The 25,855-nt window shown below is 37.5% G+C and carries 26 protein-coding genes; 3 read left to right on the top strand and 23 right to left on the bottom strand.

From position 1 onward, the window contains the following. Window positions 1-23: 23 nt before the first annotated feature. Window positions 24-230, top strand: coding sequence for a DUF2929 family protein (locus GYM71_RS04780; protein ID WP_103751574.1), 207 nt, complete (start codon window positions 24-26; stop codon window positions 228-230). A 49-nt stretch (window positions 231-279) separates the two neighbouring features. Here the strand turns inward: GYM71_RS04780 and GYM71_RS04775 are convergent, their stop codons facing one another. The 8 genes from GYM71_RS04775 to uvrC all read right to left on the bottom strand — a co-directional run bounded on the left by GYM71_RS04775 (window position 280) and on the right by uvrC (window position 9,305). Then, on the bottom strand, window positions 280-1,827 hold the full coding sequence (locus GYM71_RS04775) for a bifunctional metallophosphatase/5'-nucleotidase (protein WP_220221107.1): 1,548 nt from the start codon (window positions 1,825-1,827) through the stop codon (window positions 280-282). 73 nt (window positions 1,828-1,900) lie between these two features. Continuing rightward, window positions 1,901-2,092 (bottom strand): 50S ribosomal protein L32, encoded by a 192-nt coding sequence (rpmF, locus tag GYM71_RS04770; protein WP_046306801.1) that lies wholly within the window; start codon window positions 2,090-2,092, stop codon window positions 1,901-1,903. 113 nt (window positions 2,093-2,205) lie between these two features. Then, on the bottom strand, window positions 2,206-2,427 hold the full coding sequence (locus GYM71_RS04765) for a lipopolysaccharide assembly protein LapA domain-containing protein (protein ID WP_103751572.1): 222 nt from the start codon (window positions 2,425-2,427) through the stop codon (window positions 2,206-2,208). 9 nt (window positions 2,428-2,436) lie between these two features. After that, entirely contained in the window at window positions 2,437-3,231 is a 795-nt protein-coding gene (locus GYM71_RS04760) for an SDR family NAD(P)-dependent oxidoreductase (protein ID WP_103751571.1), read from the bottom strand. After that, a complete protein-coding gene (rnz, locus tag GYM71_RS04755) occupies window positions 3,228-4,166 on the bottom strand; it encodes a ribonuclease Z (protein ID WP_103751570.1) in 939 nt (312 codons plus the stop codon). The genes GYM71_RS04760 and rnz overlap by 4 nt, the downstream gene beginning before the upstream one ends. Before the next feature lie 12 nt (window positions 4,167-4,178). Continuing rightward, window positions 4,179-6,098 (bottom strand): acyltransferase family protein, encoded by a 1,920-nt coding sequence (locus GYM71_RS04750; RefSeq protein WP_220221106.1) that lies wholly within the window; start codon window positions 6,096-6,098, stop codon window positions 4,179-4,181. A 23-nt stretch (window positions 6,099-6,121) separates the two neighbouring features. Beyond that, window positions 6,122-7,426, bottom strand: a complete 1,305-nt coding sequence (gene obgE, locus GYM71_RS04745) for a GTPase ObgE (protein WP_220221105.1) — start codon at window positions 7,424-7,426, stop codon at window positions 6,122-6,124. Between the two features lie 76 nt (window positions 7,427-7,502). Then, complete coding sequence (uvrC, locus tag GYM71_RS04740) at window positions 7,503-9,305, bottom strand: excinuclease ABC subunit UvrC (RefSeq protein WP_103751567.1); 1,803 nt, start codon at window positions 9,303-9,305, stop codon at window positions 7,503-7,505. A 181-nt stretch (window positions 9,306-9,486) separates the two neighbouring features. Between uvrC and GYM71_RS10425 the strand changes: the two genes are divergently transcribed. After that, window positions 9,487-9,606 carry an SPJ_0845 family protein gene (locus GYM71_RS10425; protein ID WP_258566339.1) on the top strand — a complete coding sequence of 40 codons (120 nt, stop codon included), beginning with the start codon at window positions 9,487-9,489 and terminating at the stop codon, window positions 9,604-9,606. Between the two features lie 34 nt (window positions 9,607-9,640). Here GYM71_RS10425 and yihA read toward each other — a convergent pair whose 3' ends face one another. The 7 genes from yihA to rpsO all read right to left on the bottom strand — a co-directional run bounded on the left by yihA (window position 9,641) and on the right by rpsO (window position 17,500). Beyond that, window positions 9,641-10,225 (bottom strand): ribosome biogenesis GTP-binding protein YihA/YsxC, encoded by a 585-nt coding sequence (gene yihA / locus GYM71_RS04735; RefSeq protein ID WP_103751566.1) that lies wholly within the window; start codon window positions 10,223-10,225, stop codon window positions 9,641-9,643. Beyond that, the gene (clpX, locus tag GYM71_RS04730; protein WP_220221104.1) at window positions 10,215-11,483 is read right to left on the bottom strand and encodes an ATP-dependent Clp protease ATP-binding subunit ClpX; all 1,269 of its coding nucleotides are present in this window, start codon (window positions 11,481-11,483) and stop codon (window positions 10,215-10,217) included. Before clpX ends, yihA begins: the two co-directional genes overlap by 11 nt. A gap of 126 nt (window positions 11,484-11,609) precedes the next feature. Further along, window positions 11,610-12,932: a trigger factor gene (gene tig, locus GYM71_RS04725; RefSeq protein ID WP_220221103.1), complete on the bottom strand. Its 1,323-nt coding sequence runs from the start codon at window positions 12,930-12,932 to the stop codon at window positions 11,610-11,612. A 143-nt stretch (window positions 12,933-13,075) separates the two neighbouring features. After that, window positions 13,076-14,266 carry an elongation factor Tu gene (tuf, locus tag GYM71_RS04720; RefSeq protein ID WP_103751563.1) on the bottom strand — a complete coding sequence of 397 codons (1,191 nt, stop codon included), beginning with the start codon at window positions 14,264-14,266 and terminating at the stop codon, window positions 13,076-13,078. A gap of 184 nt (window positions 14,267-14,450) precedes the next feature. Beyond that, the gene (locus GYM71_RS04715; RefSeq protein ID WP_220221102.1) at window positions 14,451-15,284 is read right to left on the bottom strand and encodes a tetratricopeptide repeat protein; all 834 of its coding nucleotides are present in this window, start codon (window positions 15,282-15,284) and stop codon (window positions 14,451-14,453) included. Between the two features lie 2 nt (window positions 15,285-15,286). Then, on the bottom strand, window positions 15,287-17,068 hold the full coding sequence (locus GYM71_RS04710) for a ribonuclease J (protein WP_220221101.1): 1,782 nt from the start codon (window positions 17,066-17,068) through the stop codon (window positions 15,287-15,289). Window positions 17,069-17,230: 162 nt separating this feature from the next. Further along, window positions 17,231-17,500: a 30S ribosomal protein S15 gene (rpsO, locus tag GYM71_RS04705; RefSeq protein ID WP_046306781.1), complete on the bottom strand. Its 270-nt coding sequence runs from the start codon at window positions 17,498-17,500 to the stop codon at window positions 17,231-17,233. A gap of 199 nt (window positions 17,501-17,699) precedes the next feature. Here rpsO and rpsT point away from each other — a divergent pair, with 199 nt between their 5' ends. Beyond that, window positions 17,700-17,951: a 30S ribosomal protein S20 gene (gene rpsT, locus GYM71_RS04700; RefSeq protein WP_103751560.1), complete on the top strand. Its 252-nt coding sequence runs from the start codon at window positions 17,700-17,702 to the stop codon at window positions 17,949-17,951. Window positions 17,952-18,004: 53 nt separating this feature from the next. Here rpsT and holA read toward each other — a convergent pair whose 3' ends face one another. From holA to GYM71_RS04660, 8 genes are all read right to left on the bottom strand, one after another. Then, a complete protein-coding gene (gene holA, locus GYM71_RS04695; protein WP_220221100.1) occupies window positions 18,005-18,991 on the bottom strand; it encodes a DNA polymerase III subunit delta in 987 nt (328 codons plus the stop codon). A gap of 146 nt (window positions 18,992-19,137) precedes the next feature. Then, on the bottom strand, window positions 19,138-21,420 hold the full coding sequence (locus GYM71_RS04690) for a DNA internalization-related competence protein ComEC/Rec2 (RefSeq protein ID WP_220221099.1): 2,283 nt from the start codon (window positions 21,418-21,420) through the stop codon (window positions 19,138-19,140). Then, complete coding sequence (locus tag GYM71_RS04685; RefSeq protein ID WP_220221098.1) at window positions 21,389-22,108, bottom strand: ComEA family DNA-binding protein; 720 nt, start codon at window positions 22,106-22,108, stop codon at window positions 21,389-21,391. The genes GYM71_RS04690 and GYM71_RS04685 overlap by 32 nt, the downstream gene beginning before the upstream one ends. A gap of 57 nt (window positions 22,109-22,165) precedes the next feature. Continuing rightward, window positions 22,166-23,218, bottom strand: a complete 1,053-nt coding sequence (locus GYM71_RS04680) for a SepM family pheromone-processing serine protease (RefSeq protein WP_103751557.1) — start codon at window positions 23,216-23,218, stop codon at window positions 22,166-22,168. Further along, on the bottom strand, window positions 23,218-23,703 hold the full coding sequence (gene coaD, locus GYM71_RS04675; RefSeq protein WP_103751556.1) for a pantetheine-phosphate adenylyltransferase: 486 nt from the start codon (window positions 23,701-23,703) through the stop codon (window positions 23,218-23,220). Before coaD ends, GYM71_RS04680 begins: the two co-directional genes overlap by 1 nt. Next, complete coding sequence (gene rsmD, locus GYM71_RS04670) at window positions 23,700-24,254, bottom strand: 16S rRNA (guanine(966)-N(2))-methyltransferase RsmD (protein ID WP_103751555.1); 555 nt, start codon at window positions 24,252-24,254, stop codon at window positions 23,700-23,702. Before rsmD ends, coaD begins: the two co-directional genes overlap by 4 nt. Further along, entirely contained in the window at window positions 24,251-24,595 is a 345-nt protein-coding gene (locus GYM71_RS04665; protein WP_103751554.1) for a YlbG family protein, read from the bottom strand. Before GYM71_RS04665 ends, rsmD begins: the two co-directional genes overlap by 4 nt. After that, window positions 24,585-25,772, bottom strand: coding sequence for an FtsW/RodA/SpoVE family cell cycle protein (locus GYM71_RS04660; RefSeq protein WP_220221097.1), 1,188 nt, complete (start codon window positions 25,770-25,772; stop codon window positions 24,585-24,587). The genes GYM71_RS04665 and GYM71_RS04660 overlap by 11 nt, the downstream gene beginning before the upstream one ends. Window positions 25,773-25,855: the final 83 nt, after the last annotated feature.

Raw genomic sequence — 25,855 nt, 5'->3', positions numbered from 1 at the left:
CTTCTATGAAAGAGGGAACTGCTATGAGTCGTTATATCGTAACAATTTGCTGGAGCATTGTTTATATGTTAATCGTCGGTTTTATTGCCGCACCTTTAACACAAAATGTTTTTAACTTAGGCGAAGCTGCGATTGTTGGTTTAATTTTTGGAGTGTTATTCGCTGCCATTATTCCAACTATTACCGCCCACTCAAGTAAAGATAAGAGCAAGTATTCTAAGCTTAAATAAAATAGATAAATAGTAAAAGCCATTAACGCAAATGCGTTAATGGCTTTTCTTATTGCAATAAAAAGTTTGGTTTGCAATCGACTTGAGGTTTAGCTTTAGTCAAAAATTCTTGAAACATTTGAACATAATCTTTAGCAAGAATTGATGTGATTTTTTCGGGAGCATAACCTGGATAAAATCCTCCGCCCATTGCGCGGTAATTATTAACAGCTAAATAATACGTTTTTCTATCTTCAATTGGTTGACCATTTAATTCAAGCTTAGTCAATCGGTGGCCCAGTTTTTTCTTAATGTCTGCCTGATAATTAATGGGATAAAAGATATCAAAATTAAATAATTGATCACGCTTAGCAGGTAGAAAAGTCACTTGTCCCATAGCGTCTTTTGTTAAAAAAGATAAGCTATATTCAATAATCTCACGTAGTTCTTGGCCAGTAAGCTTAACTTTGCATAACTGGTTTGCGTACGGGTAATTTAATAAAATATCACGCATGGTGACACTTTTGCCAAAGCCCTTAGCTGTATCGCTCATAACAGCAGTCGCAGAAACATCAGCGTGAGTAAAATATAGTTGCATTTGCTGCAGAAGGTTGACAAATGGTGCTCCTTTGATGCGAGCTTGCTCGGCATTATTAATCGGTGCCGGTTGAGCAAGCTCAGCAACAGGTTGATCTAGCCAAATTTGCGTTTCTTTATTCAAGGTCGCCGCTAGTTTGATCATTTCTGGATCAGGAGCAAAGTCTTTAGCATCAATCAACGAAGCCGTTTTTGTCTTAATTTTTCTTGTTTGCTCATCAATTTCAAGAACAACTTTTCCCACTGCTTCTCCGCGATAGCCTGGTTGTACAATCGCGGTATCATGAGCTACTAGGCTCATTCGGCGATGCTGGTGCCCAGTTAACATGATATCGATTTCTGGAATTTGCGTTAATATTTGGTAACCTTCATTCTCCCCTGTTGCTGGTTCAGTTATCTGACCTGATTCTGGATCCTTTTCAAAACCGCCATGATATAAAACTGCTAAGACATCAACTTGAGGCCGCAATAATTGCGCATAATAACTTGCCTGCTCATAGGCAGAAGCAAACCGTAAGCCAGCGACATGCGCTGCCGGTTCCCAGCTAGGGACCTTTTGCGTTGTCAAACCAATCAGTCCGATTTTTAGCCCATTTTTTTCAATAATCAAATAATCATTGCCAAAAGCCGGTTGGTTAGTCGTCTGATCCAAGATGTTACTATTCACGATCGGACTGGAATTATGACTAAGAAAATATTTGAGATAATCAAGCCCATAGTTAAAATCGTGATTCCCTAGACAACGGGCATCATAGCCAATTGCTTGGTCAAAAGCTACGTACTTAGACAAAGCACGGTAATTCTTAACCGAATGAACATAAGAGGCAAGTGGTGATCCTTGTAAGTAATCACCCGCATCCGTTAGAATGACATTTTCTTTCCCATAACGAGCTTGCTCGGCTTTAAAGATTGCACTCACCCTAGCTAACCCAATTGGTGCATCAGTGTCATGCTGGTTTTGATAATCAGTTGGCAAAATATAACCATGAATATCGCTTGAACTCAAAAATACTAGTTTCATTATTTACCTTTCCCGTGGCAATTAAATAATTTTAGGTAAAAAAAAGACACCACATAATAGGTGCCCTTTTTAATTAGTTGTTGTCGCTTGCGTTAGTTTCACTAACAACTTGACGACCCTTGTAATAACCTTTAGGTGAAACGCGGTGGCTTAAACGATATTCACCAGTAGTTGCATCATAGTGCATTGCTGGAACAGCTAACTTGATATGGCCACGACGTGAACGTTTCTTTTGCTTAGAAGTATGTCTCTTAGGAACTGCCATTTATTTGATCTCCTTTATTGTAGAATTACGTTTTTAGGTCACTAATAAAAGAGTGCCTAAAACACTTCACGTTTGTTAATGATACTATTGTATCTTAAATAAATCAAGATATATTAGTTATTCTTATCTTGATTATGTCCGTTTGAACCACAAAACCAACCAATGAGGACACCAATAATAATCATGATAACCAAAATAATTATCAATGGCACTTTCACATTAAATAAGCCAAAATTGATGGCCACATTGTTGGTATTGAGAACAACAAAGATCACTGCCAAAAGGCAAAGGATTAAAATCAATACCATTTTAATTTGTCGAGTTTTATCTTTCATTGTTCTGCACTACTTTCTTGATGCAAACTTAAGCGATAACTCATCTCCAATTGCTGGAAACAGATTATAAAGTTTAGCTAAAAATGCAAGACTTAGCGGCAAATTCAATTCGCGTTTATTGCTGCCAAAGAAATGGACAACTTGCCAGGCCACATCATCGGGATCAAGCATATAGCGTTCAACATTTTTAACGTAATTACCACTCTTATCAGCAATATTAAAGAAATTAGTGTAAACCGGTCCCGGGTTAACCGTCATTACTTTAACGCCAAAAGGCTTTAGTTCAAGCCGTAAAACATTAGAAAACTGAATAACGGCAGCTTTTGATGCACTATAAGCAGCAGATTTAACGGTTGGCATTTTACCAGCCATTGAGCCAAAGTTGATTATTTGACCAGTTTTTTGATCCATCATTAGCCTGCCAATCAGTCTAGTGAAGTACATTAAACCTAATACATTGACCTGGAACATTGCAGTTACTTCACGCCGATCCATTTCGACGAAATTCTCGAACTTGCCAAAACCAGCACAATTTACCAAGTAATCAACATGTTTTGTTACCTTAACGATATTATTAAAAGCAGCATCGATTTGCTCACTTTCACCCATATCAGTAGCAAAAATATAGGTAGGAGCACCTGATAATTCATGTGCCTCAGCGGCTACTTTCTCCAGTTTATTTTTATTTCTGGCAATTAAGATAACAGTAGCGCCGCGACCGGCACTTTCTAAAGCAATTGAATGTCCAATTCCACTAGAAGCACCGGTAACAACAACAACTTTATTTCTTAATGAATCACTCATTTCTTCTCACCTTTCATCGGAATTATAACTCGATCAAAATCATTTGCTAGCTTGGTATTAGGAAATATTTTTACAGCCTGATTCTCTAGTTTTTTGGCTTTAGCACCTAGATATCTAGCAGAGATATGGTCCAAATACAACCGCTTTACTCCATTATCGCGCGCAATCTTTGCAGCTTCAACTGCTGTTGAATGATAATAAGAACGAGCTAAATCAGCTTCATGGCCAGCAAAAGTCGATTCATGGACCAGTACATCAGCATTTTTGGCGAGTTGGGCAATCACAGGAGTTGAACGCGTATCATAGATTATAGTAACTATTCTACCAGCTTTATTTGGACCTAAAAAGTCATTTCCATCTAATATTGTCCCATCATCCAAGGTAATAGTCTCGCCATTCTTTAGTTTACCAAGTAATGGCCCATTAGGTATATTATATTGCGTTAATTTGTCCATTAAAAGTTCGCCTTGATGTGCATCCTCGACAACCCGGTAACCAAAACTGGGGACGCGATGGGCTAATTTTTCGGCATAAACCTTAAACCCTTGTCCTTGATAAATTAAACCGCCCTCCTCTAAGGCAACAAACTTTATGGGGTATGAAACTTTTGTCCGCGAAATTTTTAAAGCGGTTCTTACAAATTGCTCTAAACCAGGAGGACCATAGATTGTTATCGGGCCGACATCACCCTGAAATGATCTAGTTGCGAGTAACCCTGGCAAGCCAAAAATATGATCACCGTGATTATGGGAGATGAAAATTTTAGTGACCTTCCGTAAACGAATATTAGTCCGTAAAATTTGGTGTTGTGTTGCTTCACCAACATCAAATAACCAAATTTCATTAATTTCATCTAACATTTTAAGCGCAATGCTTGAGACGTTACGCTGTTTTGATGGTTGGCCTGCCCCTGTACCTAAAAATTGTAATTCCATATAATTCCTATTCTAAAATTTAGCGTGCTCAACAATTGTTTTGACAATGAAAGCACTGTAATACTTCGATCCTACCGGCGTTGGGTGGGTTTGATCTTCATAAAACCAGTTAGAATGCGCTTGCGAATGATTATACCAGTTAATAACTGTTAAATTGTGGTAGCGCTTAGCTGCAGTTTGCAAAGTTTTGTTTACCTGATTTTGCCAAGGCTTATTTGGAACATGAGTATTCACCCAAAATACTTGTCTTTTTGGACCAATTTCAGTCATCAAATGATCTAAATCTGACATTGGAAATGGGCCATTTGTCCCTAAGGCAATTAAGACATTATTAGCTAAAACTTTTTGCAATTTATATTGGTTAATTAGCCCAAACGCCACCGATAATTGCCTGGAAACGGCCGCATCAATGACGGCTTTAGGCATTAATTTAGCTAAATCATTACTTGAGCCTGCCATCACTGAATCACCAATTGCAGTCAATGGCACCTGATGAGCCAATTGTAAATCAACCTGACTAATGCCGAACTTTTTGAATGATTTATTTACCGGGTGCTTCTTAGCTGAACGTTTAGCCTGAGCAATCAGCTTAGCAGCCCTCGGCCCCTTAGTATTTGATTTCTTCAGTTTAGCAATTAAGGTCTTATTTTCCCTGCTTTGCCGTTGCTGATTAGCACTAATTCGCTGTGCTAACTGTGATTTATTATAATCTTCGGCTCTTGCTGTTGGCGAAACAAGAATTGCGACGCTACCAATTACAAAAATTAAGCAGGCAATAACGGCTTTAATTCGAGGGGCATTACTTTCTCTTGTTTTATCAAAAAGACTATCTAAGTAATTCTTAGTTTTTGCCCACGTCACCTTACTCAATGGCTTTTCAATCACACGGTAGGACATTTCACTCAAAATCAAAATTAAGCAAATTTCAATTAGATGGTACAGCAAAACATGATCTGCCATATTAGTTACTTTATCTTCAAAAAAGATCATTACGGGAAATTGGTAAAGATAAATACCGTAACTCCTAGAGCCAATCCAGTTAAAAAGTGGATTAGTTAGCCAGTTATTCCAATGGCTACAAGGATGTGCGATAATTCCAACCAATAAAACCGTAAAAACAGTAAATAAGAGCATCCCACCATAATAAGGAAAAGCATTTTCCGGATTCATCAACGGACTAAAAAATAAAAAGATCATAGCAAGAAGCGAGATTAGTCCACTAACGTCGAGCAAATTAGCATCAATTCGCTCGATTTTAGCCTTTAATTTATCCATTGGCCAGATTACAGCTAAACTGGCACCAAGTCCCAGTGAAAAGAATCTTGTATCAGTGCCATAATAGATCCGGTTTAAATCGACACCGGTTTTATACATGATTGCCATTTCTAGTGCCGATAACATTGAGACGCTAAATAGAATCCAAAAAGTGTTTTCCCGTTTTTTACTAAATTTAACCAGCAAAAAGATCACTAATGGCCACAAGAAATAGAATTGTCCGTTAATCGACATTGTCCATAAATGCACGAAAGGCGATTCATTGGCGGCAAAACGCTCAAAATAACTCTGACCATTTAAAATCTGCCAAAAATTATAAACATTTAACAGATTCGTTATCACAATCTGACTCAACTTAGCCAATAAATTTCGCTGAAAGACAAAAATATAAGCGGCACAAAGCCATAATAGCGCAATTAAAGTCGGATAAAGCTTTTTCAGCCTTTTTAAATAAAAATTCTTGTTATCAAAAAAGCCGTGATCATCATATGCCTTAAGCATTTGGCAGGTAACTAAGTATCCTGATAATACAAAAAAAATCGGTACCCCAAGATAACCACCAACAAAAGTATTAGGATCAAGATGATATAAAATCACCCCAATAACTGCTAACGCCCTAAGTCCAGAATATCCTGTAATAAACCGATTTTTTGCCATATTTCTACTTTTCTTTTTAATTATTATTGGACAAATTCAAAATTGAACGTGCCAATTATTACATCGTCGCCGTCAACGGCTCCTTTTTCACGCAATGCTTCATCTACACCCAGGTTCTTCAATTTGCGTGCTAAACGTAAGACACCATCTTGGTAATCAAGGTTCGTTCGTTCAACTAGTCGTTCTAAACTCTCACCTTTAATTTCAAAAACATGATCTTCAAGTTTAGTAATCGTAAATTCGTTTTTCTTAGGCGCCTGGTATTTGTATTCCTTTACGCCAGCTGCCGGCTTGACTTCCTTTTCAGCCTGCTTGCTTTCTACTTCCGCCACTACCGTTGCAGTATCTTGCATTAATTGGCTAACGCCCTGATGAGTTACGCTTGAAATTGCATAAACAGGCTGGTCAATTCCAGCTTGGCTAAGTTCTTTTTTAAACTCCGCCAATTTTTCAGCCGAATTAGGCAAATCCAGTTGAGTTGCAACAATTAACTCACGCTTTTCCTTTAGGCTTTGGTCGTAAAGCAATAATTCTTTACGGATCTTTTGGTAATCCTCTAAAGGATCTCGGCCATTTTCAGGATCCATTGAAACCAAGTGTAAAATTACTTTGGTTCTTTCAATGTGACGTAAGAATTGAATTCCAAGGCCAACTCCCTGACTAGCACCCTCAATTAATCCTGGCAAATCAGCCATTGAAAAATCACGGCCATCTGGCAAAATCACCATACCCAAATTAGGAGTTAAAGTAGTGAACGAATAAGCTGCAATCTTAGGCTTTGCCTTAGTAACTACTGAAAGCAGCGTTGACTTTCCAACTGAAGGAAAACCGACAAGACCAACATCAGCTAAAACCTTTAGTTCTAACCGCAAAACTCGGTCTTCACCCGGTTCACCATTTTCAGCAATTTCTGGTGCAGTATTTACACTCGTAGCAAAATGAATATTGCCACGACCACCACGACCACCGCGGGCAACAACAAGCTCTTGCTTATTTTTAGTCAAATCGCCAATTTCTTCATTGGTATTAAAATCATATACGGTAGTTCCGACAGGAACACGAAGATATAAATCTTTGGCACCGCGACCATATTGTGACTTAATACGGCCATTTTCACCGCTCTCAGCTTTAAACTTACGCCGATAGCGAAAATCCATTAGGGTTCTTAAGCCACTATCAGCTACAAAAATGATACTACCGCCACGGCCACCGTCTCCACCAGCGGGTCCGCCATTTGGAACGTACTTTTCATGGCGGAAAGCAACCATGCCATCCCCGCCTTTACCGGCTTGGACTTCAATCTTGGTTTGATCGACAAATGTAGGCATGCAAATTCTCCTTCCGTCTGCTCTAACTTTAAATACTATACCACAAAAGGCTTATTTTTCGTGGGAAAATTACCGGTTATAATGTCAATTTAACCGTCTGTGCTTGGGGCAGAGTTAAACCAGCATCACATAACTGTTCAACCGATGCCTCTTTAATTTTTTTCAATGAACCGAAAGTGCGCAATAATTTATTACGACTCTTAGGTCCGATGCCTTTAATTGAATCAAGTTTACTTGATAGTGCGTTTTTAGCATGTGTTCGGCGATGAAATGTAATCGCAAAGCGGTGAACTTCATCCTGAATCCGGGTCATCAAATAAAATCCCTGTGACTTTGGATCCATCGGAATTAATTTCATCGGTACCCCATTAATGGGATCCCCATAAAGCAAGTGGTTGGTCCGGTGCTTGTCATCCTTTACCATCCCCGCAACGGGAATATTAAGATTAAGTTCGTTACGTAAAATATCTTCACACGCATCAACTTGAATTTGCCCACCATCCATTAGGATCAAATCAGGCATTGGTTTATGCTCACGTAAAAGCCGACTATAGCGTCTTCGCACAACTTCACGCGTATTGCGAACTTCGTCGCCCCCATTTTGGTGTTCAACTTCACCCTTTAACTTATACTTACGGTATGAATTCTTATCGGGCTCGCCGTCTTTGAATACAACTAACGCTGAAACTGGATCGGTTCCTTGAATATGTGAGTGGTCAAAACTTTCAATCACATGTCCGTATGGCAACCCTAGAGCAGCAAAAATCTCTTTTTGTGCTCCCTTAGTTTTACGATTGCCTAATTCTAACAAACGGAACTTGTCGTCTAATTTCAACTTGGCATTTTCTTTTGCCATTGATAATAAAGACCGCTTTTGTCCCCTTTTGGGTGTCCTAACAGGAACCTTAAGCACTTCGCTGAGTGCCTCATTATCAATTCCAGCAGGAACTAAAACCTCTTTGGGAAGAACACGATTTTTTTGGCCATAGAATTGAACAATAAATGAGGTAAAAGTGTCTTCCGGATCCCCAGTGTCTGTCAAAGGATACATTCTAGTTTCTCTTCGAAGCAGCTTTGCTTGCCGGAGGAAAAAGATCTGAATTGAAATCCAAGATTTATCGACATAAAAATTAAAGATATCACGCTGTGTATTATCATTGGAGATGATTTTTTGTTTTTCAACTGTTTCTTCAATGTATTTCAATTGATCACGAATTTCCGCAGCACGCTCAAATTCAAGGTTCTGTGATGCTGCAACCATTCTTTGATTCAATTCTTGTTTAACACGCCCGATATCACCATTTAAAAAGCTCTTAATTTTTTTAATTTGGGCGCTATAAACTGACTTAGGAACGGTCTTAAAACATGCACCTAGGCATTGACCCATATGATAATAAAGGCACGGTCGTTTCTGCCGCCCATTGCAGCGTCTTAAAGGATAAACTTTCTGAATAAACTTCAATGTTGCTTGCGCCGCGTATACATTAGGGTATGGTCCAAAATAATAACCGCCATCTTTTCTGACAATACTTGTCAGCTTAGTCTGTGGATCACGTTCATTGGTAATTTCAATGTAAGGATAGCCTGTTCCCTGTTTTAATTGCACATTATAATATGGTTGGTATTTTTTAATTAAAGTAACTTCAAGCAGAAAAGATTCCTTGTCAGTTGAAACCGTGATTATATCATAGTCACGAATTTCTCTAACCAGCTCAGCTCGTCTACCTACTTGCTTACTTTTAAAATAAGACCGTACCCGGTTTTTCAGATTTTTTGACTTGCCAACATAGATGACCTTACCATTAATATCTTTCATTAAATAACAGCCGGGCTTTGCTGGGAGAAGTTTCAATTTATTTTCAATTAATTCTGATGCCAAAAAATCACCCCTTCCCAAAATTTGCTCTATCAATTTTACCACAAAATGCGAACTAATGATTTTTTAATGACTACAGTCTAAGACTGGGTAATAAAATGACGGTTAAATCGAACTACATTATTACTGGCTTGTTAACCGCTTATTTATTATAATGATGATAATTAATGAAAGGAACGAAAATATGGGCTTAACATTTAAAAAACAAGATGAATTAGAAAAGTTATTCGATAAATTTGCAACTGTTCCTAAGGATAAAAAGAAAAAGCTTAGTAAGAAAGACGGCAAAGAAAAGAGTAAATAAAAATGACTCTCTAAGAAGGAGAGTCATTTTTATTTTATAAATTTTGCTCGATCCAATCCCATACTTCTTTTACATGGGTCTTTTTAACTGCACTATAAGTAAGTACACTAACATTGTCATAAGCTAAATCTAGCTTTTTGTTCAAATTAGCTATTACCTTGTTTTCCTGGCTCTTTTTAACTTTATCAATTTTGGTACAAATAACTAAAATTGGTAAATTCAAGTATAAAGCATAATTATACATTGCAACATCATCTTTTGTTGGTTCATGACGTGAATCAGTTAAAAGAATTAACCCCTGAAGGTTTTCCCTTGTTTCCAAGTAGTCCTGAATCATCTCACCAAACTTTTGTCGTTGCACCTGCGAAACTTTCGCATAGCCATATCCCGGCACATCAACTAAATAAAAATCCTGATTGACAACGTAAAAGTTTAGCGTCTGGGTTTTACCTGGCTGTGATGATGTTCTTGCCAAATTTTTGCGACCTAATAGTGAATTAATCAAGCTAGACTTACCCACATTTGACCTTCCTGCCAAGGCAATCTCAGGCAAATTATCTTTAGGGTATTGTTCTTCTTTTACTGCACTAATTGCATAATCGCTACTTTTAATGATCATTTGCTGCCTTAACTTCTTGGGTGTCCTCGCTAGCTCTCCGAGTTACTCGTGGTTCTGCGTTTTTAGTAATTACATCCTTAGTCACTTCGACTTTTTCAATATCCGGATCACTAGGTGTCTGATACATAATGCTCATCATCGCATTTTCAATAATTGTTCTCAGTCCACGCGCACCCATATTTCGTTCGATTGCTAAATCGGCGATGGCACTCAGTGCGCTATCAGAAAAGTCGAGCTCAACTTGGTCAAGCGACAATAACTTCTTGTATTGCTTTACCAATGCATTCTTAGGCTCAGTCAATATTCTAACTAAGTCTTTTTGATTTAATTTATCTAAGGTTGTAATAATTGGGATTCGGCCAACAAATTCTGGAATCATTCCAAATTTAACTAAATCACCAGTAGTTAAATGCTTCGTCCAAGAATCATCTTTAGTTTTGTTCAACTTGTTTTCAGCACTAAAACCAATAATCTTTTTACCCATGCGGTCTTTAACAATCTGTTCAATGCCATCAAAAGCTCCACCAACGATAAATAAAATATTGGTGGTATCAATTTGAATTAATTCTTGTTGTGGGTGCTTACGTCCACCTTGTGGTGGAACTGAAGCAACAGTGCCTTCTAAAATCTTTAGAAGTGATTGCTGAACACCTTCACCAGAAACATCGCGCGTAATCGAGACATTTTCTGATTTTTTCGAAATTTTATCAATTTCATCGATATAAACGATTCCCCGTTCAGCACGTTCAATATCATAATCTGCATTTTGCAACAATTTCAGCAAGATGTTTTCGACATCTTCACCGACATAACCAGCTTCAGTCAAGGTGGTAGCGTCAGCAATGGCAAACGGAACATCTAAAATTCGGGCTAAAGTTTGTGCCAGATAAGTTTTACCAGAGCCAGTTGGCCCAATGAGCGCAATATTTGATTTTTGCAGCTCAGTTGAAGAATCAACATCCATCTGACTAATTCGTTTGTAATGATTATAAACGGCTACTGATAAAACTTTTTTAGCGCTTTCTTGTCCAATTACATATTGATCAAGTTGCTTTTTTATTTCCATTGGTTTCGGAAGGTCTCTAGCCTTTTTTAATGAATCTGACTTTAACTCATCATCAATAATTTTCTTTGACAAGTCGACACATTCATTACAAATATAAACCCCGTTACCAGCAATCATTTTTTTAACTTGATCTTGTGTTTTATCACAAAAAGAACATTTAATTTCTTCCTGATCAGTAAACTGTGATGCCATTATATTCCTCCTCATATCTACAAGAATAAGAGTATCATACATCGAGAGTATTGCTTGAATAATTTGCTTGTAGAAAAATAAAAAGGCAGTTCAACGACCACCTTTTTACCTAGATTTTAAATCCTATCATTTTTCAGATTTTTTATCATCTTTTTTGCTCTTGGATTTAGCAACTTGTTTTGCACTATCAGCTACAAGATCGATGGCTTTGCGAACGTTGATATCATGAGAAAGCATATCATCAGTTAATGTGTTGCGAACTGTCTTTTCATCCATATTGTATTCGCCAGCAAGATCTTTGATTTCGTTATCAATTTCTTCTTTAGAAGCCTTGATATCCTCTTTCTTAACAATTGCTTCAAGAACTAAGTTGGTCTTAACTCTTTCAGCTGCATCCTTACTAAATTGAGCACGTAATTGGTCCTCAGTAGTATTAGTAAGCTTGTAATAAGTTTGTGGGTCAATACCTTGACGTTGCATATTACCCAAGTATTGATTCATTTGAGTATTAACATCTTCTTGAATCATTGCATCAGGAATTTCATCAATTTTAGCGTTCTTTACCGCACCTTCAATTGCAGCTTGTTCAATTGCATCCTTAGCAGCTTCTTCTTTCTTAGACTTCAAGTCTTTCTTAATCTTTTCCTTCAAGTCATCGAGAGTGTCAACTGAGTCGTCAACGTCTTTAGCAAATTCATCATCAAGTTTAGGCAATTGCTTAGATTTAACTTCATGAATCTTGGTAGCAAAGTGAGCTTCTTTACCGGCTAAATCTTTTGCACCATAATCTTCTGGGAAGGTAACAACAACATCTACTTCATCGCCAGCCTTGTGACCAATCAATTGATCTTCAAAGCCAGGGATAAAGGTATTTGAGCCAAGTTCAAGAGCATAATCTTCTGCAGAACCACCATCAAAGGCCTTATCATCAATAGTACCCTTGTAGTCAATAGTTACGGTGTCACCCTTAGCTGCTGCACTCTTCTTAAGAACAAGTTCAGCATTCTTTTCACGTTCCTTGTTAAGCTCAGCATCAATGTCTTTAGCGTAAACACGAGTGTTTTGCTTAGGTACTTCAATTCCCTTGTAATCGCCTAATTCAACTTCTGGTTCAACAGTAACTGTGGCTTTCATCGTCCAGTCCTTGCCCTTTTCCATTGAATCAGGAATAATTTGAGGTTGGCCAACAGCAGAAATACCAGCTTCTTTGATAGCAGCTGCATATGCGTTTGGCAAAACAAGGTTCAAAGCGTCTTCGTATAAAGCTTCTTCACCATAGTATTGATCAAAAATAACACGGGATACGTGACCCTTTCTAAAGCCAGGAACACGCAAATTCTTTTTTACTCTTTTGAATGCTTGATCTAATCCAAGCTTCACCTCAGCTTGAGAAATATCAAAAGTAAGTTCGCCAGTAGTTTTACCGGTTTTATTCCATTTTACAGACATTAATTAAATACCTCCAATGTCAAGTTAAACTGCATCGTTGCATACTAAATTATCTTACATTAAACGCTCGCAAAAAACAAATTTAGGCAAAAAAAGATGCACTTCTATGAAGAAGTACATCTTTTTAAACTGTCTTTTTCGAACTAGTCGAGGATTTCAGTAACCTGACCAGCACCAACAGTACGACCACCTTCACGGATAGTGAACTTAGTACCCTTTTCAATGGCTGCTGGTTTGATTAACTTAACAGTAAATTCTGTGTTATCACCAGGCATAACCATTTCAGTACCCTCTGGCAATTCGATTTCACCAGTAATATCAGTAGTGTGGAAATAGAATTGTGGACGGTAGTCTGAGAAGAATGGAGTGTGACGTCCGCCTTCTTCCTTCTTCAAGACATAAACTTGACCCTTGAATTCGCGGTGAGTTTGAATTGAGCCAGGTGCGGCCAAAACTTGTCCACGAACAACTTGATCACGGTCGATACCACGAAGCAATACACCAACGTTATCGCCGGCTTCACCAGAATCCAAAGTCTTGTGGAACATTTCCAAACCAGTAACAACTGACTTAAGAACTTTGTCAACTAAACCAACGATTTCAACTTCGTCGCCGACTTTAACAGTACCACGGTCGATACGACCTGAAGCAACAGTACCACGACCAGTAATAGTGAAGACATCTTCAACTGGCATTAAGAATGGCTTATCAGTTTGACGTTCTGGAGTTGGAATGTATTCATCAACTGTGTCCATTAACTTCATGATAACTTCTTGTTGTTCCTTGTCGCCTTGTAAAGCTTTCAATGCTGAACCACGGATTACAGGAATATCATCACCTGGGTAATCGTATTCAGTCAACAAGTCACGAACTTCCATTTCAACTAAGTCGATCAATTCTGGATCGTCAACTAAGTCAGTCTTGTTTAAGAAGACAACGATGTAGTTAACACCAACTTGACGAGCAAGTAAAATGTGTTCACGAGTTTGAGGCATAGGACCATCAGTTGCAGCAACAACTAAGATAGCACCATCCATTTGTGCGGCACCAGTAATCATGTTCTTGATGTAGTCAGCGTGACCTGGAGCATCCATGTGAGCGTAGTGACGTTTTTCAGTTTCGTACTCTACGTGAGCGGTATTGATAGTAATACCACGTTCTTTTTCTTCTGGAGCTGCATCGATTTCTGAATAATCTTCAGCCTTTGCCAAGCCCTTTTCTGATAAAACTTTAGTAATAGCCGCTGTTAAAGTGGTCTTACCATGGTCAACGTGACCGATGGTACCAATGTTTACGTGTGGCTTTGTTCTAACGTAATGTTCTTTTTCTGCCATTAAAATGACCCTCCTGTAAATTTGCAAGAAGTCCGTTGAGTAAGTAACGGATAGTTCTCTGTTGAATATTGTACTACTTTCATTGGCAAATGCCTAGTATTTTAATGCATAGAGCCATGCCTAATGAAAACGTCCTTTGATATTATACTAAATACGAAAAAAAAGTAAAGACTTTTTATCTAAATTATTTTGGCAAACTATTATCGATTCGCACGAACAGGTCTTGGTTTGCGCGCCCATCATGATGATCAATATAAGAAGCTAAGTCACTAGCGAAACTGTCAGGCTCTGTAATATATTTCGGCAATACCGGATATAAGCTACCTAAAATTAGATTGACCTCGCCTAAAACGGCTGGCAATTGGCTAGGACGATGATAATACCGTGAGCCAATCCCCGAAACAACTTCACGGTATATCGGATCTTTTTCCAATAAATTGATTTTAGCAGGAACAAATTTTTCTTGTTGACCTAGCACTAAAACCGTAAATTCCGTTTTAAGCTGCAGCCGGGCTAAATCTTCGCACAAAACCAAACGAACGGCGAAGTTTAAACTCGGATCAAGCAATAAGCTTTGCGCGAAAGTCGTAAAATGCTCAAGATTCAGCTTAAATAATTGTTCATAATCAAATTTAGTTGGCTGGTTCTTTTGTCTGAATTGCTGCATTACTTGTTGCTGCTCAGTTTCAGAAATGGGCTCTACTTCAATAATCCACTCGCCCTGACTTAATTTTTGGACTTGGAGAGCTTCAATTAGAAAATGATTGGCTCGCAAAATTTTGCTGTACTCATCAAAGATCGCCTGATTTGAAAATAAATCCTTTTCTTCTTTAATGAGCGTGTAAGCAGAATATTCTTGTTTGTCCTTCAAGTATAAGTCACACAGCTGCAGAATTACTTCTTGACTATCGCCAGCTCGTAAAGCTTCTTCACAATTTTGAATAGCTAATGAAAAGTTACCTTCAGCTTCATTCTTTTTCGCTAACTTTAGCAAATTTTTTTGGCTTAACGTCGTCATCGTTAATCTTTCTTAACTATTCTTTGACCAGTTTTATTGACATCAACGGGATGATGCTCCTTGGTTTTACCATTCTCATTTTTATTGCCACGTTTTTGCATAGCTCGATGGCGATTTTGGTTAACCTCCATAACAACTGGTAAAACTACCGGACGACGATTAGTCTTTTTGTATAAGAACTTTTCAAGATCGTTCCTAACATCTTGCTTAATTTCCGTCCAGTCAAACTTTTTGTGTTCAAAATTATTTTTGATAGTGGTCTTAATCAGTTCAATACTGTCATGCATTAGCTTATGATTTGCTTTAATGTAAACAAATCCCCTGCTAGTGACTTGTGGCTGCGCAATAATTTTCTTTTTACGCCGATCAATTGTAACTACGGCAATAAAGATGCCATCATCAGATAACACTTCACGGTCACGCAAAACAATATTGCCAACATCACCAATTCCCGAGCCATCAATCATGATGTCTTCTCCCGGCACTGGGTTTGTTAGATGGAATTTGTGCTGCTTAAAGTCATAGTCTAAACAATCGCCATTTTTAGTAATCAAAATATTTTCTTTGGCAATTCCAGCTCTAATTGCCAAGTTTTTATGAACTTCCATTAAGCGGTATTCACCTATAACTGGGATCAAGAATTGCGGCTTCAAAATATCAATTAGCATTTGCAAGTCGCGTCCAGTTGCATGTCCACTGGTATGCTTAGCTCTTCCAAGTTCAATGACTGTTCCGCCAGCGCGATAAACCAAATCACTAGTTTGAGCTACAACTGTTTCGACAGAATGTGAAGGCGTCGTAGCAATAAAGACTAAGTCGCCTTCATGAATCGTAATCATGCTATGCCGCTTTTTAGCCATCTTCTGTAATGAGTTTAGCGGTTCACCCATTTGACCAGTTTCAAGAATGACAACTTTATCATCCGGCGTAGTCTTTAAATCTTTTACCCGAATTAAGAGATTCTTCGGTACTTTTAGATACCCTAAGTCCATGGCAGTTCTAACTATTTTGGCAACATCACGTCCTGTTAAAAGAACATGTCTACCAGTTTTATGGGCGCCATTTAAAACTTCTTGTATTCTGATTAAATTAGATGCCTTAGCAGCAACAATGACGCGTCCCTTAGCATTACGAAAAACATTAGTGACATAATCGCCAATTTCTTGCTCGGAAACATTAGGAAATGATGCTTCTGCGTTAGAAGAATCACTGAGTAGTGCCAAAACCTTCTTTTGTGAAATCTCAGCTAAACGATCCAAATCTGTTCGATATTTCGGTGTCGCAGATGGATCAAATTTAAAGTCGCCGGTATATACAACCTCGCCAGCTGGCGTATGAACATCAATACCGAGTGAATCTGGAATTGAATGAGTTGTATGGAAAAATGAAATATTAGCATTTTTAAACTCGATTTCAGTTTCAGCATCAATAACATGAAACAGACTATTTTTCAGCCGTTTATTTTCCCGCTTAACCGTAATCTTTGCGAGCTCGATTGTTAATTGCGAACCAAAAACAGGTATATCATATTTGCGTAAAATATATGGCAACGCACCAATTGAATCTGCGTGTCCATGGGTTAAAAAAATGCCGACAACCTGATCACCATATTGTTCAAAAAAATCAAGATCTGGAATTACCAAATCTATTCCAAATAATGAACTATCAGGGTATTTTAGGCCGGCATCAAGAACAAAAATTTCGTCATTAACTTGAACGGCGAACATGTCTTTTCCTTGCTCACGAACACCGCTCAAAATCATTATCTTAACTTGATCAGTCATTTTATTTCCTTCTCTTTTTTTGCTATTCAGTTGTTAATTTATGGATCAGCGTGATCACAACGTAAAAAGTATCTTTTTTTATTCTAGCATAAAATGCATTTATGACAAAAATAAAAAGCCAGTTCTTTTATAGAACTGACTTCTTAATAATTATTTTTGCGATTAACGACGCAAACCTAACTTCTTGATTAATTCACGGTAACGATTAATATCGTTGTCTTGTAAATAACGAAGTAAATTACGACGGTGACCAATCTTCTTGAGCAAACCAACGTATGAGTGGTGGTCATGAGAGTGTTGTCTCATGTGTTCAGTTAAATTGTTAATATCTTTAGTTAGGATAGCAACTTGTACTTCGGTTGAACCAGTGTCACCTTCGTGAGTAGCAAATTGCTTAATAATTTCATCTTTTTCTGCTTTAGAAATTGCCATAATTTTCACCTTTCAATAAAATAAATTGCCGTTAACAACGTTAACCGTCAGGTGTGAGCGAGCAAACAGCGTTAACGGTTCACAACAATAGTATAATACAGATTATTTTTTTAAAAAGCAAGCATAATTTGTCTTGCATCTGCATTTATTCTTCAGTATAATCTATTAAGTAAAATTACGGTCAATGGAGGTGAATTTTATGCCACAAATCAAATCAGCTATTAAGCGTGTTAAAACTCAAGACGCTGCTAGAAAGCGCAATGCTGCTCAAATGTCAGAATTAAGAACTGCTGTTAAGAAGTTCAAGACTGCTCAAGCCGCTGGTGCTGAAAACGCCTCCGAATTACATGTTGCTGCTGCTCGTGCTTTGGACAAGGCTGCTTCAAAAGGTCTTATTCATAAAAACAAGGCTAGCCGTGACAAGAGTCGCTTAGCTAAGTTAGCTAAATAAATTTGACTAAACTATCAATTTTAAAAAGGCAGGGATAATCATCCCTGCCTTTTTTAGACGCTTAAAATAAATAGCTTTAAAAAATTATCTTCACGATATTGGCCATTTTTATAATTATAATCTAACCTTATTGCCTCATTTAGTAAACTAGCCAGTTGCGTGATTTCCAAATTATTGTTTAACGCCAATTTAATCCGGTATGGATGAACAGCAAGCTCTCGAACTATTTCTGGCTCACTCCTACCCCGACTTTTCAAAATCTTAGCTACTAAAATCAATTCTAATTGATTTTCAAAAACGGCTAATAATTGAACGGGACTGCTACCTTCGCGCAACTGATTATCTAGCCGATCTAACGCTTCACGATAATGATGTTTTAACGCCGTTTCAAGTATTGCAAAAACATTCTGGGCAAAAGATAGATCAACATTCTGCTTAATTAGTGTTTCAGTAATTTTTTGATCGACCGCAGCAACTTTCAATTTATTAAAGTTGCTTAAAATCGTATCTAAAATTTGGTCGCTTCGTTCAAGCAACAACTGTAAAGCAGACTTTGAAATTTGATAACCTTCGGCCGTAATTAATGATTTGGTTATTTTACTAATTTCATAGGTCTTAACTTTTGTCTCTATGACATTAAACTGTTTTAAAACTGTTTTCGTTAATTTTTTTCGGCGGTCTAATTTCTCATACGAGGCTACTAATACCAGAACATCATCCAATTGATCCATATTAGTAAAAATCTGTTGCAATTGATTTACTTGCTTTTGGTACTTTTTGGGAACCTTGGCAGTCAGGAAAAAAGGATTCTTCACGATTATCATCTTTTTTTGACTAAATAAACTAGATTCCGTGATATCGGCAATTAGATTATCCAAACCATCAGTTTCACAATCTATTATCACTTTTTCATAGGAAGAAAAGCGCTCTTCATGCATCAACGAACGGGAAAGATAGTCATTTAAAAAGCTATCTTCACCAACCAGTATCGTCTGCGGATTATTGCTGGCGGTATTTTTAAATAAGGAAAGTAGTGTCATTTGTTTCTTCACCTTAAAGCTATTAGTTTTATAAACAGTAATAATCATATCACATTCCAAGAACTAACTTTAGTTTCCCAGATACCTCACTTTATCCGACCTACCTTCTAGCTATTAAAGCCTATTGCTTTCTGCATTAGGCTTTTTTATTTTGCTTTTACTGGTAAAAAACTAGAGAACTTCGAACTTGCAAACCTGCTATAAGTCCAAGTAATCATTCCACAGTCTTGTGTAGACGCATAAGGAATATGCTGCATTCTTAATGTTGCAATTGTTTCTGGATGAGGATGCCCGAAATGATTATTTCTTCCGGCAGAAATAAAGACCATTTCCGGTTGCAATTGCTTTAAGAAAATGGGATTCGAAGCGGTTTTACTGCCATGATGGCCTAGTTTAAAATAATTAGCTCTTAGATGAAAATTGGCCATAATCTCTTTTTCGCCTTCTTGACCTAGATCTCCCGTGAAAAGCCATCTTTTATTTTTTAATTTAAAAGTTAACGACAAAGAATCCTCGTTTTTCCCTGGACCGGGCTTAAAAGGATAAACAACATTAAAACTAATCTGAGGCTCAATTACTTGATCACCGGCAATAAGCTCCACTAATTGGTCAGTAGTAAGATGCCCCGCAATTCTTTTGGCAAATGATGGGTTTTTAATGAGTCCGGCAGCCATATACAGCTTTTTTACTTTAATTTGACTTAATAGCGGACCCAAATCACCAACATGATCTGCATCTTGGTGAGTAACAAAAATGCCATCAATTTGATTTATTCCTAATGCTTTTAATAATGGAAGTGTAATTTTATTGACCTGCGGGGTAAATTTTCGTTTGCCAAAATTAAGTTTGCCACCGACGTCGATAAGGTAGACCTTTCGCGGAAAAGGCGTAGTGATTAAGATACTGTCTCCCTGCCCAACATCAATGAAACTTACTTGTCCCGTTAAAGGAAAGTGAATCGTACAAAAAAGTAACCCATACAAGAGACCAAGTCCGCCAATAAATTTAATTTTCTTAAGTAAAACACCGTCATTCAGACAAACTATTATTCCACCCGTCACTAAAAGCAATCCCCCACATTGCCACCAATTAATCTTACCAAACGACAATAAGCCCAATTGTGTAGTCGAAATCTGACCAATCATCCTTTCACCGGTTTCTAAGATGAATTCAAAAAAACCAGATATTGTTGGTAGTTTGGCAAAAATGAATAAGTTTAAAAAAGTTAACGGCATTACAATCCAGTTAAAATATGGTACCGCGAAAATGTTAAAAATAACGGTTAAAAAATTAAACTGAAAAAAGTAAAACAGTAATAATGGCAATAGCAAAGCATTTAAAGCTATTGACCGTTTAATACTGGACATTTTATTGGTCAGTTCTAATCCTAGTGCCAATACATAACTCAATAAAGCACCTACTCCACTCATTAATCGCGGATCAAATAGTAAGTGAATTATGCAGGCGAGCCCCAAGATGTCATATTGTGCGATTGGAATTTTCTTAAATTTGAAGATTTGCTTTAAAACAAAAGTTAAACTAGCTCGAATAAAGCCGGCCTGGCCTTTGCTTAGAAAAATCCCAATAACTAATACTAGCAAACAACTAACAAAACTTTCCTTTTCGGTCATCTTAAGAAAGGAACAAATTGCTGTAATTACTATGGTGTAAATGCCAACATGAAGTCCAGAAATACTTAGAATATGAATAATTCCCAGATCTCGATAATTATTTAAGATAATTTGATTAGCTGAATTAGGATTTTCTCCTAAAATTAGTTCACTGCTAAAAAATCCTAAAATTTGCGGCATTCTTTGAAAATACCTTTGTAATTGGTAGCGCAAGTGATGCAAGTAATCAATTAAACCAGTTCTTTTAAAGGATATTCTGCATGCTTTTAAATTAACTTTTTGCCAAATTTTCTTAGTGGCATAGAATTTTTGCGCATCGAATTGACCATAATTTGTTGCCGGCTCAATTGAATTTATTTCACCTTGCAAGTCACTTAGCCAGATTGTTTTTCCTTGTTTTGCTTGCCAAATTTGTTTTTGACTTAATTTTGCCGTCACTAAGACTTTTTTACCATTTAATGTTCCTTGGCCTGAAAGCCAGTCCTCGCTGAGTTTAGTTTCATCAGGGTAAAGTTTAATCACCGAATTTTTAGTAAGAGATAAAGAGCTGGGACGAGCAGTAAACCAGTTTGCAAGCAAGAAACTGGTTAAAAGCAATAAAAGGACAAATACAAGTTTGCGATATTTCGCTATGGCCAATCCGCATAAATAGATAGCTAATAAAACAGTAACTACTTTAGCTATGATAGTCGTACATTGGTAAAGCAAAAAACTGCAATCAACTAGTAATAAGGCGGCAACTAAGAAGAGACCAGGCTCAAGGACATCAAACTTCGAGTTGATCTTTAAGCGCCGCAAATGTCTTGTCTCCAATTCCAGAAATCTGCTTTATGTCTTCGATACTAGCAAACTGGCCGTTTTTCTGGCGGTAAGCCACAATTAATTCTGCCTTTTTCTCGCCAATCCCGTTTAGCTTTTGTAATTCTTGAGCATTGGCTGTATTAATATTGACCTTGCTGCTTTTTTCTTGTTCTTTCGCATCTGGTGTCTCTTCGCTGCTTGCATTATTGGCGGAAGAATTAGAACTTTCATTAACTGATAAAACAATCTGATTGCCTCTCACTTTTTCTCCGCGATATGGAATGTGGATCTTGTCTTGATCTTTTAGAATTAATGCCCGGTTAACATTTTTTAATTGAGCATTCCTACTTAAACCACCTGCTGCCATAATCAATTCATTCAAGCGAGCACCATTTTTTAAAGTATAAACTCCTTCATTTTTAACTGCTCCCCCAATATCACAAGTTACCTCACTTGTTTTTTGATTAACTGAAGTTGATTCCTTTTGCTTTTTATCATCTAAATCTTGCTTGACAGAAGACGTTGAATTAACCACTTTGGGTTCACTTTTGACAATATTGTTGGCACTTTCTTGCTCACCTTGGCTTTGGTGTAAATATAAAAAGAAAGCGATAATAGCAACTCCAGCAATCAAGACATATTTTTTGTTTTCCAGAAGGAAATCTTTGATTTTTTTCCAATTCATACTTATCACCTCTAATAATAAGTACGAAAAAAAGCCCAGAAATTTTTTCTGAACTTTTTAGCGGTAATGTTTATTTAAATAATTTAAAGCATCTTCAAAGGTTCCAACAGGAACAATTTTCATCTTAGTTTTAATTTCTTTAGCAGTTTTACAAGCAACCGCGTAGTTACTTTCACTCTTTTTTAAAACCGTGGTATCAGTTGGTGCGAAAAAGACCTCTGCGCCAGCCTTATCTGCGGCCACAACTTTTTTGTCTACGCCGCCAATCGCACCAACTTGGCCTTTAACAGAAATTGTTCCCGTACCGGCTATTTTATGACCTTTTGCCAGGTTTTGCTGGGTAAAAGTTTCATAGCTAGCTAGGGTAAACATTAATCCCGCTGAAGGGCCGCCAATTGCTCCAGCATTAATACTTAGTTTGGGCTTAGTCGTGATTTTAACGTGTTCAATTAATTGGATTCCGATTCCTGGCTTATTCGTCCCAGCAACTTTCACGATCTTACCAGTAAATTTACGTTCGCGACCGTTGCGTAGGACATTAATAACGACATTCGAACCGATTTGCATTTTTTGAAAATAAGCGATCATTTCCTCAGTAGAGTGAAATCTTTTGCCATTAGCTCCGAGGACGGTATCTCCAATCTGCAGCTTGCTCTTAAAGCTGGAATTTTTTTGAACCTGCATGACATAAACGCCCTCATAATTCAATTTAGGCTTTAATCCAGCCTTTTTGGCTGCATAGTAAATCGCATTTTGCTGACTTGTTTCCATATACCAATTTTGTAATTCTTGGTATTGGCTGCTAGTGGCATCGCCGAGTAATTGTTCCTTGGGAACCCGCGTATAAAACTTTTGCGTATAACTTAATAGGTACCGCAAAACCGAGGCGGGACGCGTAGTTTCACTAACCGTTACTAAGTAAAAATTATTGGGCTTCTTGTTTTTACTCTTCATAAATAGGTTAATGGGAACAGCTTCTCCTGGCATTTCAATATAGTAATCAGTTGGCCAGCTTAACCCGATGGCAACTAATAAAACTGCCAAAATGGCGAGTAGCCAGTTACGTTTTTTGTTAGTCTTTTTACCTTGTGGTTTTGGATGATCGCTCATTAGCCCTTCCTCAACTTCTCTTTTAAAGCCGCTGCCGAGCTTGCTGGTAAAAAGCTGCTAATATTTCCACCAAACTGTGCAACCTCCTTGATAACACTTGAAGCGACATAACTATTATTAGGTTCCGTAAAAAATAAAACCGTTTCGATTTTAGGATTTAAATCGTGATTCATGGCTGCGATTTCCTGTTCATACAAAAAATCTTCACTATTACGTACGCCCCGGATAATTACTGACGCACCTAACTCTTGCGCAACATTAACAGTTAATTTATCAGGTCGTTTTAAAACCTCGACTTTTGCTTGACCTTCGGTGGCATCTTGCACAAGACTAACCCGTTTATCAACATCAAAAAGATATTTTTTTGAAGTATTAGTCATTACCACAACGTAAACCTTATCAAAAATTTTAACGGCTTTGTTAATCACATCGACATGACCATTAGTAATGGGATCAAAGCTACCCGGAAAAAGTGCGAAACTCATTTATCTTCCTTTCGATAAAAACGAACAATTGTCTTACCCAAATGATGCTTTTTCGTTAAAGAAAAACCTTCAACTTCACCAATACTGGTTTCATCATCTGTTTCTGCAACCACAATTGCCGCATTAGTTAACAAATCTTTTTCAAGCATTTTCTTCATATCAGCTGCAATTTTTTGCTTAGCATAAGGGGGATCTAAGAAGACTAAATCAAATTTTTGCTTTTCACTTGCCAATTTTTTTAAAGCAGCATTACTAGACATTTTATATACAGTAAACCGATCCTCTTCTTTAGTTAATGCGACATTCTTACGGATGATTTCAACGGCTTGGTAATTGATATCAACAATTGTGGCATGCTCTAATCCTCGTGAAACCGCCTCGATTGCTAGTGCACCGCTGCCTCCGTATAAATCAAGAACCTGGCCCCCCGCAAAAAATTGCCCTAAGCTATTAAAAAGCGATTCTTTGACTTTATCACTTGTTGGCCTAGTTTTCTGGCTTTTAAGCGTCAATAAATTCCGCTTAGCATATTTACCTGCAATAATTCTCATGATAACTGTTCCGTATTTTTTTCTTGTTCTTCAAGCAACTGTTCTTCTGCTTCACTGGCTAAATCTTTAATCTGCTGTTCAATATGTGTACTTGATAAATCAATATTTTCACCGTTGGATCGGTCAACACCATTAACAAAATCGAGTGAGTTCAAAACAGCAATAGTTTTATCAGCATCTTTTTGATCAACGTATAAGACGCAATAGTTCATTTTTTTCGAAAAATAAACGATATCGCCAAAGCGTCTCAATTTATATTGATTGCTGACAGAATTCAGGTAAACGATTAAGCCTTGCCTCTTAGTTACATTACTAGCTACTAAATCATGGTTAATGCTCATTAATAGCCTCTTCCTCTTTTCTAATTCGTTCATTTGCAGCGATATTCAAGACTAGTCCGATTGAAGTCGAAAGCACGATTAAGGAAGATCCACCATAGGAAATAAATGGCAGAGTAACACCAGTAATCGGTAGTAAACCTAGAACAGCCCCAACATTAAATAAAGTTTCTGTAAAAATAATGGTTGTAACACCAAAACAAACTAACGCATCAAACTGTGATTCGGCATGAATACCAACATCCATAATGCTCCACATCAAGTAAAACAACAGCGCTAAAACGGCTAAAGCCCCAATTACTCCAATTTCTTCAGCCGCCACAGCTAAAATAAAATCAGTATATGGTTCAGGTAAATAGCCCCGCTTTTGCATGCTATTTCCTAAGCCGACACCAAACAGCCCACCATTATGGATAGCATAATAGGAGTTGACCAATTGGGCACCGCCTTTTTGCTCAAGCTCAAAGGGATGCATAAATGACATGAGTCGCCGATATTGGTAACTATCTTGTAAAAACTTGGGGTTCCATTTAATGATTAAAAAAACAAGAAAAAAAACACCAATAGCAATTGCTAACAAGCAAAGGACTGCTTTCTTTGCTGGAACTCCAGAGACAGAAAACATCACTATTACGATCATTGCCAAAATCGCTGTTCCCCCTAAATCGGGCTCAAGAACAACCAAAAACATCATTACGCCGGCTAAAATTGCTGGTCTAGACAGATTTTGAATAATATATCCTTGATTAAAAGAACCGTCATGACGATCAAGATAATAAGCTAAATAAAGCACCAGTGCTAACTTAGCAATTTCGAGCGGCTGTATTTTGATGACTTTCAGATCAATCCAACCTACCGCTCCGTTAACTGCTGCGTCAGAACCTTTAAAAATCTTCAGGATAATCAAATATAGCAATAGCATCATACTGATACCTAAAAACCAAGCCACAAACTTAGTATTTTTGAAGATTTCGAGCCTTAATAAGAAAGTTACTGCCGCAAAAAGGAAGACAGCAAACACAGCATATATTGCTTGTTTGATTCCATATGTTGCCGGCTTAAAACCATTTACGAGCAAAATATCAGAACTAGCTGAATAGACCATGATAATGCCAAATACAACCAGTAACAGATAAGGAACTAAAATTTTATAGTCCAGATGTTGAAATTTCTGTCGCAAAAGTAGCCCTCCTTTTTTGTAAATTATTATCCCTTATTATAAAACAAAAATGGCACCACTTCATCAGTGAGTGCCGTTCTTGT

This window comes from Lactobacillus panisapium (assembly GCF_019469265.1).
Lineage (GTDB): Bacteria > Bacillota > Bacilli > Lactobacillales > Lactobacillaceae > Lactobacillus > Lactobacillus panisapium.
The sequence above is the reverse complement of the archived record's forward strand: the minus strand, read 5'-3'. Positions and strand labels throughout refer to the sequence as shown.